The 17,049-nt window shown below is 35.8% G+C and carries 16 protein-coding genes; 15 read left to right on the forward strand and 1 reads right to left on the reverse strand.

Annotated elements, in window-relative coordinates; genetic code table 11:
* The 15 genes from dnaA to FOD82_RS00075 all read left to right on the forward strand — a co-directional run.
* On the forward strand, positions 1–1,365 hold a 1,365-nt coding region (dnaA, locus tag FOD82_RS00005), incomplete at its 5' end, for a chromosomal replication initiator protein DnaA (RefSeq protein WP_242450184.1).
* 170 nt (positions 1,366–1,535) lie between these two features.
* Positions 1,536–2,666, forward strand: coding sequence for a DNA polymerase III subunit beta (gene dnaN, locus FOD82_RS00010; protein WP_144354479.1), 1,131 nt, complete (start codon positions 1,536–1,538; stop codon positions 2,664–2,666).
* 220 nt (positions 2,667–2,886) lie between these two features.
* On the forward strand, positions 2,887–3,102 hold the full coding sequence (gene yaaA, locus FOD82_RS00015) for a S4 domain-containing protein YaaA (RefSeq protein ID WP_186277694.1): 216 nt from the start codon (positions 2,887–2,889) through the stop codon (positions 3,100–3,102).
* Positions 3,103–3,107: 5 nt separating this feature from the next.
* The gene (recF, locus tag FOD82_RS00020) at positions 3,108–4,235 is read left to right on the forward strand and encodes a DNA replication/repair protein RecF (protein ID WP_144354481.1); all 1,128 of its coding nucleotides are present in this window, start codon (positions 3,108–3,110) and stop codon (positions 4,233–4,235) included.
* Entirely contained in the window at positions 4,236–6,200 is a 1,965-nt protein-coding gene (gene gyrB, locus FOD82_RS00025) for a DNA topoisomerase (ATP-hydrolyzing) subunit B (RefSeq protein ID WP_144354482.1), read from the forward strand. It begins immediately after the preceding gene.
* 12 nt (positions 6,201–6,212) lie between these two features.
* A complete protein-coding gene (gyrA, locus tag FOD82_RS00030; protein WP_144354483.1) occupies positions 6,213–8,684 on the forward strand; it encodes a DNA gyrase subunit A in 2,472 nt (823 codons plus the stop codon).
* A 187-nt stretch (positions 8,685–8,871) separates the two neighbouring features.
* Positions 8,872–9,168, forward strand: a complete 297-nt coding sequence (gene rpsF / locus FOD82_RS00035; RefSeq protein WP_144354484.1) for a 30S ribosomal protein S6 — start codon at positions 8,872–8,874, stop codon at positions 9,166–9,168.
* A 39-nt stretch (positions 9,169–9,207) separates the two neighbouring features.
* Positions 9,208–9,735 (forward strand): single-stranded DNA-binding protein, encoded by a 528-nt coding sequence (gene ssb / locus FOD82_RS00040; protein ID WP_144354485.1) that lies wholly within the window; start codon positions 9,208–9,210, stop codon positions 9,733–9,735.
* 31 nt (positions 9,736–9,766) lie between these two features.
* Positions 9,767–10,003, forward strand: coding sequence for a 30S ribosomal protein S18 (gene rpsR, locus FOD82_RS00045; RefSeq protein ID WP_004039880.1), 237 nt, complete (start codon positions 9,767–9,769; stop codon positions 10,001–10,003).
* A gap of 150 nt (positions 10,004–10,153) precedes the next feature.
* The gene (locus tag FOD82_RS00050; RefSeq protein ID WP_144354486.1) at positions 10,154–12,175 is read left to right on the forward strand and encodes a DHH family phosphoesterase; all 2,022 of its coding nucleotides are present in this window, start codon (positions 10,154–10,156) and stop codon (positions 12,173–12,175) included.
* An 11-nt stretch (positions 12,176–12,186) separates the two neighbouring features.
* Positions 12,187–12,642 carry a 50S ribosomal protein L9 gene (gene rplI / locus FOD82_RS00055; RefSeq protein ID WP_144354487.1) on the forward strand — a complete coding sequence of 152 codons (456 nt, stop codon included), beginning with the start codon at positions 12,187–12,189 and terminating at the stop codon, positions 12,640–12,642.
* A gap of 19 nt (positions 12,643–12,661) precedes the next feature.
* Positions 12,662–14,068 carry a replicative DNA helicase gene (dnaB, locus tag FOD82_RS00060; RefSeq protein ID WP_144354488.1) on the forward strand — a complete coding sequence of 469 codons (1,407 nt, stop codon included), beginning with the start codon at positions 12,662–12,664 and terminating at the stop codon, positions 14,066–14,068.
* Between the two features lie 198 nt (positions 14,069–14,266).
* Entirely contained in the window at positions 14,267–15,151 is an 885-nt protein-coding gene (locus tag FOD82_RS00065; RefSeq protein WP_144354489.1) for an ROK family protein, read from the forward strand.
* A gap of 137 nt (positions 15,152–15,288) precedes the next feature.
* A complete protein-coding gene (locus FOD82_RS00070; RefSeq protein WP_144354490.1) occupies positions 15,289–15,474 on the forward strand; it encodes a CsbD family protein in 186 nt (61 codons plus the stop codon).
* 1 nt (position 15,475) lies between these two features.
* Positions 15,476–15,736 (forward strand): GlsB/YeaQ/YmgE family stress response membrane protein, encoded by a 261-nt coding sequence (locus FOD82_RS00075; protein ID WP_144354491.1) that lies wholly within the window; start codon positions 15,476–15,478, stop codon positions 15,734–15,736.
* Positions 15,737–15,801: 65 nt separating this feature from the next.
* Here the strand turns inward: FOD82_RS00075 and FOD82_RS00080 are convergent, their stop codons facing one another.
* A complete protein-coding gene (locus FOD82_RS00080) occupies positions 15,802–17,028 on the reverse strand; it encodes a DUF2974 domain-containing protein (protein ID WP_144354492.1) in 1,227 nt (408 codons plus the stop codon).
* Positions 17,029–17,049: the final 21 nt, after the last annotated feature.

A 17,049-nucleotide genomic window follows, 5' to 3' on the forward strand; every position in this document is an offset into this window, starting at 1 on the left:
TTGTTCGACAAAGATGATTTTTGGCAACATTTTAATAACGAAATGCGTGTCCGTTTTAATGAAGTTGCCTATAACGCTTGGTTCAAAAATACCAAGCCTATCTCTTATGATAAAAGTAGCCATGAACTTAAAATCTCAGTTCAAAATCCAGTAGCTAAAGGTTATTGGGAAAAAAACTTATCTTCTCAACTAATACAATCTGCTTATGGATACTCAGGAATTGAGATTTTACCTACTTTTGAAATTGAAGGAAATACAAGTCCAGAACGACTAGTTACACCTGACTCGACACCAACACATCAAAACAGAATATCACCTTCTGAAATCGACGAATTTTCCCAAAATTTCAAATTAAACGATAAATATACTTTTGAAAATTTTGTCCAAGGTGAAGGTAATAAACTAGCTGCTGGAGCAGCTTTAGCTGTTGCAGATAATCCTGGTAGTTTCTATAATCCATTATTTATTTTTGGTGGAGTTGGCCTTGGTAAAACCCACCTAATGCAAGCTATTGGGCATCAAATGCTTGCAGAAAAGCCGAATGCTAAAATTGTTTACATTCAGAGTGAAACATTCGTTAATGACTTTATTAACTCTATTAAAAATAAAACACAGGATCAATTTAGAGAAAAATATCGAACCTGTGATTTATTGTTAGTAGATGATATTCAATTCTTTGCAAAAAAGGAAGGAATCCAAGAAGAGTTTTTCCATACTTTTGAAACTCTATATAATGATCAAAAACAAATTGTTATGACAAGTGATCGTTTGCCCACAGAGATTCCTGATTTATCTGAACGATTAGTTTCACGCTTTACTTGGGGACTTCAAGTAGAAATAACACCACCAGACTTAGAAACACGAATTGCCATTCTAAGAAAAAAAGCCGAGTCAGAAGGTTTAAGTGTCAATGAAAGTACTCTTGACTATATCGCTTCACAAATCGATACTAATATTCGTGAATTAGAAGGCGCATTAGTAAAGGTTCAAGCTCATGCAACAATAGAAAAAGAGGATATTAATGTTCCTTTAGCTCAAGAAGCGTTGACAGATTTAAAGCTTGTGCAAAAAACTCGTGGATTGCAAATTCCCAAGATTCAAGAAGTGGTCGCTAATTATTTCCAAACTTCAACTGCAGAATTAAAAGGAAAAAAACGAGTTCGCCAAATAGTGATTCCAAGACAAATTGCAATGTATTTGGCTCGTGAATTAACTGACTCCAGCTTACCTAAGATTGGTCAAGCATTTGGAGGAAAAGATCATACAACAGTTATGCACGCCTGTGAAAAAATAAAACAGCAAATAAAAACTGATGCTGAAATAAAAAATGCTGTTTTTGATTTAAAACAAATTCTTGACCATTAATTTTGACATGTGGAAAAGTACCCAAGTTTTACACAAAGTTTTCAACCGCAACAATTGCGTTCTTACAAGGGTTTAGATGAGTTATCAACAGAATTCACAGGCCCTACTACTACTAAGTTAATTAATAATAAATAAAGAAAAAGAAAAACCTAATTCTTCAGGAGGTTAAAATGCAATTTACAATTAATCGTAACTTGTTTATTGAAAATTTGAACAACGCAATGAGAGCTATCTCATCCAGAGCCACTATTCCAATTCTTAGTGGTATTAAGCTAGTTTTAACTGATGATAGTTTGATTTTGACAGGAAGTGATACTGATATTTCAATCAAAATCAAAATTCCAGTTAGTGATGATTTACAAGTGATTTCTACTGGATCAATTGTGTTACCTGCGCGCTTTTTTAGCGAAATCATTAAAAAGCTTCCAGGAAAGGACTTTTCTTTTGAAGTTAAAGAAAGTTTTCAAACTAAAATCGTCTCAGAAAATAGTGAATTCACAATTAACGGTTTAGATGCAAATAATTATCCACGTTTACCTGAAATTTCAGATGACTCTTCGTTTACAATTTCTGGTAAAACTTTTAGAGAAATTATCAACGAAACACAGTTTGCTGTAGCTACTCAAGAAAGCCGTTTAGTTTTAACAGGAGTTCATTTTACTTTTAATCCTAATATGATTAAGGCGGTTGCTACAGACTCTCACCGTTTGTCTGAAAGAACAATTAGTTTAGAAAATGGTCCGCAAAAAGAAACTGATTTGATTATTCCTGGAAAAAGTTTATTAGAATTAGCTCGTATTATTGGGGAAACTGATCCACAAGTGCGTATCTGTCCTGGGGATAACCAAGTTTTATTTGAAATTGGCAATATTTTATTCTATTCACGTCTTTTAGAAGGAAGTTATCCTGATACAGACCGACTTTTACCCAAAGATAGTTCAACTAGCGTTGAGTTTGAACTATCAGAATTATCAAGTGCACTTGATCGTGCTAGTTTGGTTACTCATGCTGGTAGAAATAATGTGGTTAAACTTAACTTAGATGTTCAAAACCAAATTGTAAAACTATCTGGAGAATCAGCAGAAATAGGGAATGTTGAAGAAGATGTTAGCTTCAAGAATTTAGAAGGGGAAAACTTAGAAATTTCATTTAATCCAGATTACTTACGCGATGCTCTTCGTGCATCAATCACTGATGCTATTGTGATGAAATTTACTCAACCACTTCGTCCTTTCACTGTAACGCCTGATAGAGATGATGTGAACTTTGTTCAATTGATTACACCAGTTAGAACATTTTAAGGAAAAATATTAATTAAGTTAAAGTCATCAATTTGATGGCTTTTTTTATACGTATTTTTTCTATAAGGGTGTAAAAGTGGGGAAATTTTATTTTTGCATATAAAGACTATGACTAGGTTATATTAAATAAAAAACGCTCATAGCCCCTATAAATGCGTTTTACGTTTGTAATTTATGTTATTAACGAATATAATTATATTAGTATCAAAGTGTATTGAAGGTGAGTATTATCAAGGAGTTCAAAGTTAGAGGGGAATATATAACCCTAAGTCAGTTTTTGAAAGAAGAAAGTATTATTTCTTCCGGTGGCCAAGCCAAATGGTATCTTCAAGATAACCCTGTGAAGCTTAATGGCGAAAGTGAAAATCGTCGAGGAAAAAAACTTCACCCAGGTGATCAATTAGAAGTTGCTGGAGAAAAATACGTATTTCGGTAAAGCTAATGTATCTGAGTCAGTTCAGTGTGCAAGACTTTAGAAATTTGCACAAGCTTGAAGTGAATTTTGATTCGAATGTAAATATTTTTATTGGAAAAAATGCCCAAGGTAAGACTAACCTACTTGAGGCAATTTATTTTTTAGCATTAACTCGTTCGCACCGCACTAGTAGTGATAGTGAACTGATTAATTTTGCTAAAGAATATGCGAATTTATCCGGAAAGATTCATAAAAGTCAAGTTGAGATTGATTTACGAGTTTTAATTACCAACAAGGGGAAAAAGGTGTGGATAAATCGACTTGAGCAACCTAAACTGTCAAAATATGTCGGTCAATTAAATGCTATATTATTTTCCCCGGAAGATTTGGAACTAATAAAGGGTGCACCAGCACTTAGAAGACGGTTTATGGATCAAGAGTTTGGACAAATAAATGCCGAATATCTGTATTTTGCAAGTAAATATCGTCAAGTGCTAAACCAAAAAAATAATTACCTCAAACAGTTAGCTAAAGGAAAAGTACAGGATACCTTGTTTTTGGATGTATTATCCGACCAATTAGCAGGAATTGCAGCGGAGATTATTATTCGAAGATATAAGTTCTTAAATGATTTAAGCCGATATGCGCAAGATGCCTATGAACATCTCAGTTTAGCTAGTGAAAAATTAACAATAGAATATAAGCCTTCTGTAAGTGAAGTAACATCGCAGGATTCTACTGAGGAGATTTATCACAAGGTCTTGAGTAACTTCAAAAAAATGAAAACTGCTGAATTAAAACGTGGTACTACTTTATCAGGTCCACATCGCGATGATATTGTTTTTAAGTTAGATGGTAAAAATGCTCACTTGTATGCCTCTCAAGGGCAGCAACGCAGTATTGCACTAAGTATAAAGTTAGCTGAGATACAGTTAGTACATGATTTAACTAATGAGTACCCATTATTACTTTTAGATGACGTAATGAGTGAACTGGATCATGGTCGCCAGAGTGCACTTTTGAATTATATTCATGGTAAAACACAGACTTTTATTACAACTACAGATTTGGAAGGTATTTCCTGGGAAATAATTAAAAAGCCAAGAGTTTATCATGTTCAAGATGGTAAAGTTAGTTTGGAAAAGGAGAATTAAATGGCTGATAACAAGAAAGAAAATCTTGAAAAAGTCAAAAAATATGAAAAGGAAGCTGAAAAGTATAATGCTAGCCAAATTCAAGTTTTAGGTGGACTTGAAGCGGTTCGTAAGCGTCCGGGGATGTATATTGGCTCAACTAGTTCTCAAGGCTTGCACCACTTAGTGTGGGAAGTTATTGATAATAGTATTGATGAGCGGTTAGCAGGGTTTGCTACTAAGATTGAAATCACTGTAAATGAAGACGGTAGTGTTACTGTCCAAGATGATGGTCGTGGAATTCCTGTGGATATTCAAGAAAAGACTGGTCGCCCAGCCTTAGAAACTGTATTTACAGTTCTTCACGCCGGAGGAAAATTTGGCGGTGGAGGATACAAAGTATCTGGTGGTCTTCACGGTGTAGGTGCTTCAGTTGTTAATGCCCTTTCAACTAAACTTGATGTCACCGTTATGCGTGATGGTAAGAAATACTTTATTGATTTTGATCATGGTCGCGTTAAGGATGAAATGAAGCAGATTGGAACTGTACCTCTTTCAGAACATGGTACAATTGTTCATTTCTATCCTGATCCAGATATTTTTACGGAAACTACAACCTTTGATGATAAAATTTTAAAAAATCGTATTCGTGAGTTAGCGTTTTTGAATAAGGGATTAAAACTAACCTTTACTGATAAACGTAAAGATACAGCAGAAACTGATGTTTATCATTTTGAAGGTGGAATCAAAGAGTATGTTGCATTCTTAAATCATGATAGTGAAACCTTATTTGATGAACCAATTTATGTTGAAGGTGACTATGAAGGAATTAATGTTGAAGTTGCTCTTCAATACACTAACGGCTATAAAACAACATTAATGACTTTTGCTAATAACATCCATACTTATGAAGGTGGGATGCATGAAGCCGGTTTTAAGACTGCACTTACACGTGTAGTTAACGATTATGCACATAAATCTAAAATCTTAAAAGATAAGGATGACAATCTTTCTGGTGAAGATATTCGTGAAGGAATTACTGCGGTAGTTTCAGTTAAGCACCCTAATCCACAATTTGAAGGTCAGACTAAGACAAAACTTGGTAATTCTGATGCAAGAAAAGCTGTGGATAAAGCTTTTTCAGAAGCATTTACAAGATTTTTAATGGAAAATCCAAGTGTAGGACGCAAAATTGTGGAAAAAGCACAATTAGCTGAACGTGCTCGTAATGCTGCTAAGCGTGCTCGTGAAGTAACACGTAAAAAGTCTGGTTTGGAAATTGCCAATTTACCGGGTAAGCTTGCTGATAATACTAGTAATGACCCAAGTATTTCAGAATTATTTATTGTCGAAGGTAATTCCGCTGGAGGAAGTGCTAAACAAGGTCGTTCCCGTCTTACGCAGGCAATTTTGCCAATTCGAGGAAAAATCCTCAATGTGGAAAAAGCTTCAATGGATCGTATCTTAGCAAATCAAGAAATTAGATCTTTATTCACAGCTTTAGGCACTGGCTTTGGTGCAGATTTTGATGTTTCAAAAGCACGCTATCATAAATTGATTATTATGACTGATGCCGATGTGGATGGTGCGCATATTCGTACACTTCTTTTGACGCTATTTTATAACTATATGCGTCCAATGATTGAAAAAGGATATGTATATATTGCTCGTCCACCTCTATATCAAGTTCGTCAAGGAAAAGTAATTAAATATCTTGACACCGACGAAGAATTACATGATTATCTTGGAAGCCTTCAACCAAGTCCTAAGCCAATTGTTCAGCGTTATAAGGGACTTGGGGAAATGGATCCAGAACAGCTCTGGGAGACTACTATGAATCCAGAAAATCGTCGTCTTGATCGTGTAAGTCCAGAGTATGCAAAAGATGCTGATGAAATTTTTGAACTTTTGATGGGAAATGAAGTAGCTCCAAGACGTGACTTTATCCAAAAGAACGCTAAATATGTTGAAAACTTGGATGCTTAGGAGGAGTTAAATTTGGATAACGATAATCAAACTCAAGATCGCAGAATAAGAAATGTTGACTTGACAAGCACTATGCGTAGCTCCTTCTTAGACTATGCAATGTCAGTTATTGTAGCGCGTGCACTTCCGGATGTTCGTGATGGATTAAAGCCAGTACAAAGACGTATTTTATATGGAATGAGTGAATTAGGTGTTACACCTGATAAGCCATATAAAAAATCTGCCAGAATAGTCGGAGAAGTTATGGGTAAGTTTCACCCTCATGGTGATTCATCTATTTACTTGGCAATGGCTCATATGGCTCAAGATTTTTCATATCGATATATGCTTGTGGATGGTCACGGAAACTTTGGGTCTGTTGATGGTGATGAGCCAGCTGCAATGCGTTATACCGAAGCTCGAATGAGTAAAATTGCTCTTGAAATGCTTCGTGATATTAATAAAAATACGATTGATTGGCAACGTAATTATGATGATACCGAAAATGAACCCGTAGTTCTTCCGGCTAGAATTCCTAATTTATTAGTTAATGGTGCTAACGGTATTGCTGTTGGTATGACAACTAATATTCCGCCTCATAATTTGACTGAGGTCATCAAAGGGTTACATATGTTAATGAACGATCCTGATGTAACTACTAAGGATTTAATGAAAGTAATACCAGGTCCTGATTTTCCAACTGGTGGAATTATTATGGGACGCGGTGGAATTTATCGTGCCTATGAAAATGGTAAAGGAAATATTGTTGTACGTGCTAAAACCAGCATTGAAACCGAAAAAACTGGTCGTGAACGTATCATTGTTACAGAATTGCCATACATGGTAAATAAGGCTGAGCTTGTTAAGAAAATTGCAGATTTAGCTAGAGAAAAAACTATAGATGGAATTACTGGTGTAAGAGACGAATCTGACCAATCTGGTATGCGAATCACAATTGATATTCGTAGGGATGCAAGTGCAAGTGTGGTTTTAAATAATTTATTTAAAGAAACACAAATGCAGGCTAACTTTGGGATGAACATGGTTGCTATTGTTGATGGTGCTCCACACTTTTTAACTTTGAAGCAAATGCTTCAATACTATCTCGATCACCAAGAAGATGTTGTAACTCGCCGTACTAAATTTGAACTTGCTAAAGCTGAAGCTCGTGCTCACATTTTAGAAGGTTTAAGAATTGCACTGGATCACATTGACGAAATTGTAAAGATAATTCGTAGCAGTCAATCAAGTGACTTAGCTAAAGCTGCTCTTATTAGTCGTTTTGGTTTAGATGATAAGCAATCTCAAGCAATTTTAGATATGCGCTTGGTTCGCCTTACTGGACTTGAACGTGATAAAGTTGAAGCTGAATATCAAGATTTGCAAGAAAAAATTGCAGACTTCAGAGATATTTTGGCAAAGCCTGAAAGAATTGATAAATTGATTTATGATGAACTTCTTGATATTCAAAAGCGCTATGGCGATGATCGTCGTACTGAAATTGGTGCTAGTGAAGTTGTATCAATTGAAGATGAAGATTTGATTGAAAGACAAAACGTTCTTTTGACTCTAACTCATCGAGGCTACATTAAGAGAATGCCTATTACTGAATTTAAGACTCAGAATCGTGGTGGTAAGGGCGTTAAAGGAATGGGTGTTCAAGATGATGACTTTACTGAGAATTTAATTTATTCAAGCACTCATGATATGCTTTTATTCTTTACTAACAAGGGTAAAGTCTACTCTAAGAAGGCCTATGAAATTCCTGAATATGGTAGAACTGCTAAGGGATTACCAATTGTTAATCTCCTTCAACTAGATAAAGGTGAAAAAATCCAAACTGTTGTAAATATTCCAGAAGGAGCAGATGATAACTATCTCTTCTTTATCACTAAGATGGGTACTGTTAAGCGTACACGTGTCAGTGAGTTTGAAAATATTCGAAATAGTGGTTTGATTGCTTTAACTCTTAAAGATGGTGATGAATTGAATAATGTTTTGACTACTGATGGTAAACAAAATATTATGATTGGAACTCATCTAGGCTATGCAGTAACTTTCAATGAAGGTGATGTTCGTCCAATGGGTAGAACTGCTGCTGGAGTTCGTGGTATCAATTTACGTGATAATGATTACGTAGTAGGTTCTGAAGTTATTAAACCAACTGATGAAGTTCTTGTTATTTCTGAAAAGGGTTATGGTAAACGTACTGCTGCTAGTGAATATCCAATCAAAGGCCGTGGTGGTAAGGGGATCAAGACCGCTAATATCACAGAAAAGAACGGTCCACTTGCTGGTGTAACTGTAGTTGATGGCAGTAAAGATATTATGGTTATTACCACTGATGGGATTATGATTCGCTTTAAGCTTGAAGATGTTTCTCAAACTGGACGTAGCACAATGGGTGTTCGTTTAATCAAGGTTGATGGCGATAGTAAGGTATCAAGTTTAGCAACTGTACCAACTGAAGAAGATCAAGAAGTTACAGACGATAACGAAGAATAAAAATAAAAATTACTAAATGATTTTGCGTATTTATGTTTGAAAGGCAAAAACTTTCAAGATCACGTGAAAACCGTTTGGTAATTTTTTTATTTTATGCTAGAATTAGAACTTGCGAGTAATATTTTTGATTACTCCTTGTTCTTACTTTAAAGAGAACCATTTAGTCCAAGAGGAGGTGCAATAGTTTATGGCAACTACTAAGTACGAAGTAACTTACATCATCAAGCCTGACATCGATGAAGAATCAAAGAAGGCATTGGTTGAAAACTACGATAAGGTTATCGCAGATAACAACGGTACTATGGTTGAATCCAAAGACTGGGGCAAGCGCCGTTTTGCATATGAAATCGATAAGTATCGTGAAGGTACTTACCACATCATGACTTTCACTGCAGACGATGCTGAAGCAGTTAATGAATTCGCACGTTTGTCAAAGATTGACAACGCCATTTTACGTTCAATGACTGTTAAGTTAGACAAGTAATTTATTATCTATTGAATTTTGGAAAGGAAGAACCTCAATATGATCAATCGAGTTGTACTTGTTGGTCGGTTAACACGTGATCCTGAATTACGTACTACTGGAAGCGGAATTTCTGTAGCTACGTTTACTCTTGCCGTTGATCGTCAATATACTAATGCTCAAGGTGAAAGAGGCGCAGACTTTATTAGTTGCGTAATTTGGAGAAAAGCCGCTGAGAATTTCACTAACTTTACTTCTAAAGGCTCACTTGTTGGTATTGATGGTCGCATCCAGACTCGTTCATATGATGATAAAGACGGGAAGAGAGTATATGTAACTGAAGTGGTCGTTGATAACTTCTCATTGCTTGAATCACGCAGAGACCGTGAAGCCCGTAATCAAAACGGTGGCTATAACAACCAACAAGGTAGTTATACACCAAACAATAGTGGAAATACTGCACCAAGCAATAATTTCCAAAACAATGGAAATAATCAAGCTGCAAATACCAATAATAATGCTACTCAAGATCCATTTGCAGGATCTGGTGACACTATTGATATTTCAGATGATGATCTTCCATTTTAATTAAAAGAATTTAAAGAAAGGACCAAGTGAAATGGCTCAACAAAGAAGAGGCGGCCGTCGTCGTCGTAAGGTTGACTACATTGCAGCTAACCACATCGAATACGTTGATTACAAAGACGTTGACTTGTTGAAACGTTTTATCTCAGAAAGAGGTAAGATTTTACCACGTCGTGTCACTGGCACTAGCGCAAAGAACCAACGTAAAGTAGCAAATGCTATTAAGAGAGCTCGTATCATGGGCTTGTTACCATTTGTTGCTGAAGACTAATTTTAGTTTTCAATAAAAAAGAAGCGAACAACTTTTTATTAGGTGTTCGCTTCTTTTTGTTTTGTCTAGGTTTCTGATGTTGATTGGATAAGGTATAATAATTAATGAGAGGGAAAATTACGTTAATTTAAGAAAGGATCTTTTTATTAAATGAAAGATTTTTTACGTAAGCTTGAATTGCCTGCTTTTATTAAAGATTCACGGTTAACAGCTTCCGTATTGATTATACTTGGATTGTCATTATTAGGCAGCATTATTGCAATGATTATGAATCCGTTACTGGGTTTGGCTCTAGTATTGATTTTTTTATTAACCGTTGCTATTACCATTTATGGGACATATGTTTTAGCTGGAAATGCTAATAATTTTGCAGTGAATCTTTCTTATCGCATAAAGCGTAGTGAGCAAGAGGCAATGATTAAGATGCCACTTGGGATTTTGCTTTATGATAAAGATCATCAAATTCAATGGGTCAATCCATACTTACAGCTTTATTTAAAAGATAGTGATTTAGTTGGACATACAATAGAATCAATTGATCCAGAGTTAAATAGATTACTCAATGAAGCTTTAGAAGCAAAAACTGCAGAAAATCATGTGGTAAATTGGGATGATCATCAATTTGAAATGGTTGTTCAAGATAACTTAGGAGTAATTTATTTATTAGACATAACTCGTTATGCTAAGATTGAGGATAAGTATAAAGCTGAACAATTAGCGATTGGACAAATCTTTATTGATAATTATGATGAGTTAAGCGAAGCTATGCATGATCAAGAACTTACTAGTATGAGTTCTTATGTACAAAATACTTTGAGTGAATATGCTAAAAAGTTTAATGCATATCTTAAGAGAATTGATGAAGATCATTTCTTGCTTTTGATTCATATGCACGATTTGATCAATATGGAAAAAGATAAGTTTTCTGTATTAGATAAAGTCCGTCAAGAAACTAGTCGCAATAATACTCCACTGACACTTTCTATTGGGATTGCCTTTGGTAGTGATTCAATTACTGAAGTGGCTGATCAAGCGCAATCGAATTTAGACTTGGCCTTAGGTCGAGGAGGAGATCAAGTAGTTCTTCGTGAGCCTGGTAAAGACGCCCGTTTTTATGGTGGAAAATCTAATCCGATGGAAAAAAGAACTAGAGTGCGTGCGAGGATGGTTTCTCAAGCAATTAGTGAATTATTCAAAGATGCAGATCGTGTATTTGTTGTAGGACATACTCGTCCGGACATGGATTCTGTTGGAAGTGGAATAGGTGTAGTAAAATTAGCTCGTTTACACGGTGTTAAGGCTAATTTTGTATTAGATACTGATAAAACTAATTACGATGTTAGTCGTTTGGTAGCTCGTCTGCAGCAACAAAAAGAAGATAACGATTTATTTGTTGATCCTAAAGTTGCCTTGGAGGAGGTTACTGACCGTTCAATGCTTGTGATGGTTGACCACTCAAAATATTCAATTACATATTCAAAAGAATTGTATGATCGCTTGAAGAATCGAATAATAGTAATTGATCACCATAGACGGGGAGAAGAATTTCCTGAAAATCCAATGCTCACATATGTTGAGCCATATGCATCATCTGCTTGTGAGTTAGTAACAGAGATGATTGAATATCAACAACCCGCAGGTGGTAAACGTGTCTTGACGGATTTAGAAGCAACTGCTATGCTTGCAGGAATAGTGGTTGATTCAAAAGAATTCTCACTTAGAACGGGAACTAGAACTTTTGATGCAGCCAGTTATCTCAGATCAATTGGAGCAGATTCTTCAGTTGTAACTGAATTGTTGAAAGAAGATATTGATAGTTTCTTAGAACGTACTCATTTAGTAGCAACTCTTAAGATGGTGAAGCCAGGGATGGCAGTTTTGGCAGGACCAGATGATAAAATTATTGATCCAATCGTTACTGCCCAAGCAGCCGATACTGCACTTGATTTAGAGAATGTGGACGCAAGTTTTGCTGTTACAAGGCGAACTAAGGATACTATTGGTATTTCTGCCAGATCAATGGGCAAAATCAACGTTCAAATTATTATGGAGAAATTGGGCGGTGGCGGTCACTTGTCTAATGCAGCAACTCAAATTAAAGGAGTAACTGTTGCTGAAGCTCGTGAAAAGTTACTAGCTGCAATTGATGAATACGTTGAAGAAAATAAGTAAAGGAGAAAACTATGAAAGTTATTTTTACTCAAGATGTTAGAGGTCGCGGTAAGCGTGGAGATGTTAAAAATGTTCCAGATGGTTATGCACAAAACTACTTAATCAAGCGTGGTTTGGCAAAGCCTGCAACTAAAGGGAACATGAACACTTTAGAACGTGTTGCTGCTAATGAAAAAGCAGCTTATGAAGCAGAAAAGGCTGAAGCTGAAAAAATTAAAGCAATTTTGGATAAAGACGAAACTGTTGTTAACTTTAAATCTAAGGCTGGAACTGATGCTAGATTGTTTGGTTCAATTTCAGGTAAGAAGATTGTAGAAGGTTTAGAAGATCAATATGGTATTAAGATCGATAAGCGTAAATTAAACTTACCAGAACCAATTAAAGCATTAGGTTATACTAATGTTTCAGTTAAGTTGTTTAAAGGTGTAGAAGGCACAATTCGAGTTCACATTACTGAACAAGATTAGTAAAGAAGTGTAGGGGTTAATGGATAATATTGTATCGCAACAGATTCCGCACGATGCAGAAGCAGAAAAGGCAGTCTTGGGTGCGATTTTTATCAATCCTGAAGCTGTTGCTGAAGCAAGTACGGTAGTACAGCCAGATGATTTTTATGAGCGGGCTAATCGTTTAATTTATCAGGGGATGCTTGAGTTATCCGATGATGAAAGAGCAATTGATCCGTTAACGCTTAAGGATGTACTAGAACAAAAAAATCAATTAGAAGATAGTGGCGGAGTAGCATATTTATCAGAGTTGGCAGTTGCAACTCCAACAGCAGCTCACGTTACATATTATGCACAAATTGTCCACAGAAAGGCGCTGTTAAGGCGCCTTATTTCTGCTAGTCAGAAGATTATTGCAAATGCAATGCAGGATTCTGATGATGTTACAAATATCTTGGATAATGCAGAAAGCGAAATTATGAATGTTTCTTCAGAAAATAGTACTGGGGGCTTTCGGCGAATCAAGGATATTGTGAATAATGCTGTGGATGAAATCAATAATATTCCTGAAGATGGGAATATGGTTACAGGTTTACCCACTGGGTTTCAAGAATTAGATAAGATGACAACTGGATTTCATGATGATGAACTAATTATTATTGCTGCTCGTCCTGGTGTTGGTAAAACTTCTTTTGCAATGAATGTAGCTCAGTTTGTTGGACTTCATACGGATAAGAATGTTGCTGTATTTTCTCTAGAAATGAGTGGTGAACAGCTTGTTCAAAGAATGATTGCGTCTGTAGGACTCATTGATTCACAACACCTTAGGACAGGTCAGCTTAATGATGAAGAATGGGAAAAACTTGTAATGGCAGCTGGTTCTTTAGCTGAGGCTAAGCTTTATATTGATGACACTCCGGGTATTAAAATGAGTGAAATTAGAGCAAAATCTCGGCGTTTGGCTAAAGAAACAGGAAATCTTGGTTTGATTGTAATTGATTATTTACAATTGATTGAAGGTCCAAGAAGTGAATCAAGACAACAAGAAGTATCCGCAATTTCAAGACAATTGAAAAAACTTGCTAAGGAACTTCATGTTCCTGTAATTGCATTGTCTCAATTATCTCGTTCAGTTGAACAACGGCAAGATAAGCGACCTGTTTTATCTGATATTCGTGAATCAGGATCAATTGAACAGGATGCTGATATCGTATCTTTTCTTTATCGTGATGACTATTATCGTGATGAAGAAAGCGGTGAAGATGGTGAAAGTGCAGAAGTAGGCTCAGAAGCCGATAATGGTGAAGTAGAGGTAATTATCGAGAAAAACCGTTCAGGAAGCCGAGGGACCGTTAAATTAATGTTCTCAAAGCCATATAATAGATTTTCTAACTTAGATTATGGTCATGATGCCCCACTTGGTCCCCCGCCACCACCAATGAATTAGAATAACGTTTAAAAAGCTCCGAAAGGAGCTTTTTTATTTTGCAAGATAATAAAAAATTCTATAAATAAGTTAATTTATTTTGGAAATATTTATCTATAATTACATACTGTAAGCCTTTACACAATCATGAATTACCTATATAATATTTTTCAGCATATAAAATATGGAGTTAAATTTAAAACGAAAAGGATGATAAATATGACAGAAAATAAATATGTAGGTAGTATTGAAGCTGGTGGAACTAAGTTTATCTTAGCTGTACAAGATATTGAAAGTGGTGAAGTAATTGCAAAAGACCGTATTCCAACCACAACTGCTGAAGAAACTTTACAAAAGAGTGCAGATTTCTTTAAGAAAAATGAAGTTGATGCACTTGGAATTGGTACTTTTGGTCCAATTGATATTAACCCTAACTCTCGTACATTTGGTTATATTTTAGATACCCCAAAACGTGGTTGGTCTGGAACTGATGTTAAGGGATTTTTTGAACGTGAATTAAACATTCCAGTTGTAATGACTACTGATGTAAATGCATCTGGATATGGTGAATACATTGCTCGTGGACGCGATAATTCTAAGAGTTACTTCTATGTAACAATTGGTACTGGAGTTGGAGCAGGTATTGTCCAAGCAGGCAAGTTTGTAGGTCTTAATAATCACCCTGAAATGGGACATATGCTTGTTAGACGCTATCCAGGGGATGATTATGAAGGTAACTGTCCATTCCATGGCGACAAGTGTGTAGAAGGAATGGCAGCTGGTCCGACTCTTGAAGGTAGAACTGGTATTCCAGGAGAAAAATTAAGTCGTGATAACAAGGTATTTACTTATGTAGCTTATTATGTAGCTCAACTTCTTTACAATGTTTATATGGCAAGCCGTCCGGACGTGATGGTAGTGGGTGGTTCTGTTTTGAATGATAAGGACCTTGAAAAAGTACGTGAATTCTTTGATAAGTTTAACAATAATTACGTTGCAACCCCAGATTTAGATAAGTTAATTGTACGTCCCGCTGTTGAAAATAATGGTTCAGCAACCTTAGGTGATTTTGAACTTGCTAAGGAATTGTTAGAAAATAACTAAACTACAAAAAAACAAGAAAAATGCTCAATTTATTAACAAAAGTTTAAGTTGAGTATTTTTTTAGCTTATTTAGTGACAATGTGTCACTAAGTGTGTAAGATTAGTATAACGATTAAAATATAGAAAGGAAGAGCTTTATGAATAAAGAATCAGGTCTTAAAGATAAAGTAATCGGCAAGATTAAAGAAGTCGAAGGTAAAGTTACCAAAGACAAATTACGCGAGGCCGAAGGCAAAGCCCAAAAGAAAAAGGGTGAAGTCGTTGATCGCGTAAATGAAATCAAAAAGAATGCCGAAGAAAAGATAAGTAACGAGGTGACCTAATATGTTACATTGGTTATGGGTATTGATCGTAGGTGGAGTAATTGGCTTAATTGCAGGCGCAATTACTGGCAGAGGCCAATCAATGGGCTGGATTGCTAATATTTTAGCTGGACTTGTGGGATCAAGTTTAGGACAAGCACTTCTTGGTGCATGGGGACCACAAGTAGCTGGTATGGCAATTGTTCCCTCGATACTTGGAGCAGTTATCCTAGTATTGATTGTTTCATTTATTTTGGGAATGACACGTCGTAGTCCAGAATAAGTCCATTAAGAAAGTGATATAAAAACAGCACTCCTTGCGAGTGCTGTTTGCGTTTCATGTGAAACTCATTTTCTACTTTCATGATGGTGTTTATGGTGCTTTTTAACAATTGGACTCATAGGTACCATTACTTTGGGATGTTTTTTAGAATAAAATTCATAAAAAATTGGTCCCTTTTTTGAATCATTGCACTTAGGATAAAAGCGTACTTTGCCTTCGGTAAATGGTAAATTAAGATTGTTTCTATAAGTAGTCCAAACATCGTTAAACATGCTGGTGATGATTTTTCTCATATCGGGCTCTAGAGACATAATTACTCGACCTAAGCGATAAGTTCCAATAATCTTATGAGTTGTAAGTTGATTAACATCATTAATGTCAGAATTTTCAAAAGCATCAAATAATGCAGAAAACATTTCACTACGCTTAGCATCAGGAATAGAATGATTGAAATGGATTAATGAATGGCGCAAAACTCTAGCCCCAGTAGTCAATCCTTCAGCTAAAACAAAACTATCACGCCCCACGCTCCATCTTCTTGGATCATGCTGGTCTTTCATTGGAGCGTCGCTTTTTATAATTAAAACTCGTTCAGGGTGGTCAAGCATCGTGCCAATAATTGAACTTTCAGGTAAGTAAGTTTTCATTTTGTATTTGCTGCGTTTAAACCCATCTGTAGAATATACTTGATGGAAAAAACCGGGTCCGTCAAAACTAATAGCTTGAATTATTCTATTTTGCAATTCAATAGGGCTATTACTTAGTGCAAATTGAGCAAAGTTACCACCTTTGGAATGTCCAACAAGATAAATTTCATCATAAGGAAACTTTTCAGCAATTGTTTGAAGATATTTAGATGCAACAGTTTGTCCATAAATTTCTGGCATGTAATTCATATTCATATCTTCATTCCAACCAATCATAGAGCTATCAGTTCCTCGATAAGAAATTAATATTGTATGGTCGTTTAATCGAAAAGTAGCTGCGGTAAATTGCAAAGGAGCAGGTTTTGTATCCATTCGATTGGTCCAGTTTAGAATTTTAACATTTCCAAGACGAGGACTTTCAGGCAGAAGCAAAACCTCGGCACCTGTTTCATCGTGCATTTGATGTTGAAATGATGGCAAAGTACGTAATCGTTGTGCAACTTCGCTTAAAGTATGACCTGCAGCGGATTTATCAACTGGCAGGTAAATTAAAGAGGCAAAAAGTGAAGCATCGACACTGTTAAAAGGAGCTTGCTCAAAAGTAAAATCTCCACGCCAACGCAAATAATCAAGTGGTCCTGCCATAATAATCTTCCTTTCTTCTTA

It is taken from the genome of Lactobacillus sp. LL6, assembly GCF_007570935.1.
Taxonomy (GTDB): Bacteria; Bacillota; Bacilli; order Lactobacillales; family Lactobacillaceae; genus Lactobacillus.

Coding starts and splice junctions, on each gene's coding strand:
- FOD82_RS00070 (WP_144354490.1), top strand. CDS start 15,289: ATGAATAAAGAATCAGGTCTTAAAGATAAAGTAATCGGCAAGATTAAA.
- ssb (WP_144354485.1), top strand. CDS start 9,208: ATGATCAATCGAGTTGTACTTGTTGGTCGGTTAACACGTGATCCTGAA.
- rpsF (WP_144354484.1), top strand. CDS start 8,872: ATGGCAACTACTAAGTACGAAGTAACTTACATCATCAAGCCTGACATC.
- rplI (WP_144354487.1), top strand. CDS start 12,187: ATGAAAGTTATTTTTACTCAAGATGTTAGAGGTCGCGGTAAGCGTGGA.
- dnaN (WP_144354479.1), top strand. CDS start 1,536: ATGCAATTTACAATTAATCGTAACTTGTTTATTGAAAATTTGAACAAC.
- rpsR (WP_004039880.1), top strand. CDS start 9,767: ATGGCTCAACAAAGAAGAGGCGGCCGTCGTCGTCGTAAGGTTGACTAC.
- FOD82_RS00075 (WP_144354491.1), top strand. CDS start 15,476: ATGTTACATTGGTTATGGGTATTGATCGTAGGTGGAGTAATTGGCTTA.
- gyrB (WP_144354482.1), top strand. CDS start 4,236: ATGGCTGATAACAAGAAAGAAAATCTTGAAAAAGTCAAAAAATATGAA.
- FOD82_RS00065 (WP_144354489.1), top strand. CDS start 14,267: ATGACAGAAAATAAATATGTAGGTAGTATTGAAGCTGGTGGAACTAAG.
- FOD82_RS00080 (WP_144354492.1), bottom strand. CDS start 17,028: ATGGCAGGACCACTTGATTATTTGCGTTGGCGTGGAGATTTTACTTTT.
- dnaB (WP_144354488.1), top strand. CDS start 12,662: ATGGATAATATTGTATCGCAACAGATTCCGCACGATGCAGAAGCAGAA.
- recF (WP_144354481.1), top strand. CDS start 3,108: ATGTATCTGAGTCAGTTCAGTGTGCAAGACTTTAGAAATTTGCACAAG.
- FOD82_RS00050 (WP_144354486.1), top strand. CDS start 10,154: ATGAAAGATTTTTTACGTAAGCTTGAATTGCCTGCTTTTATTAAAGAT.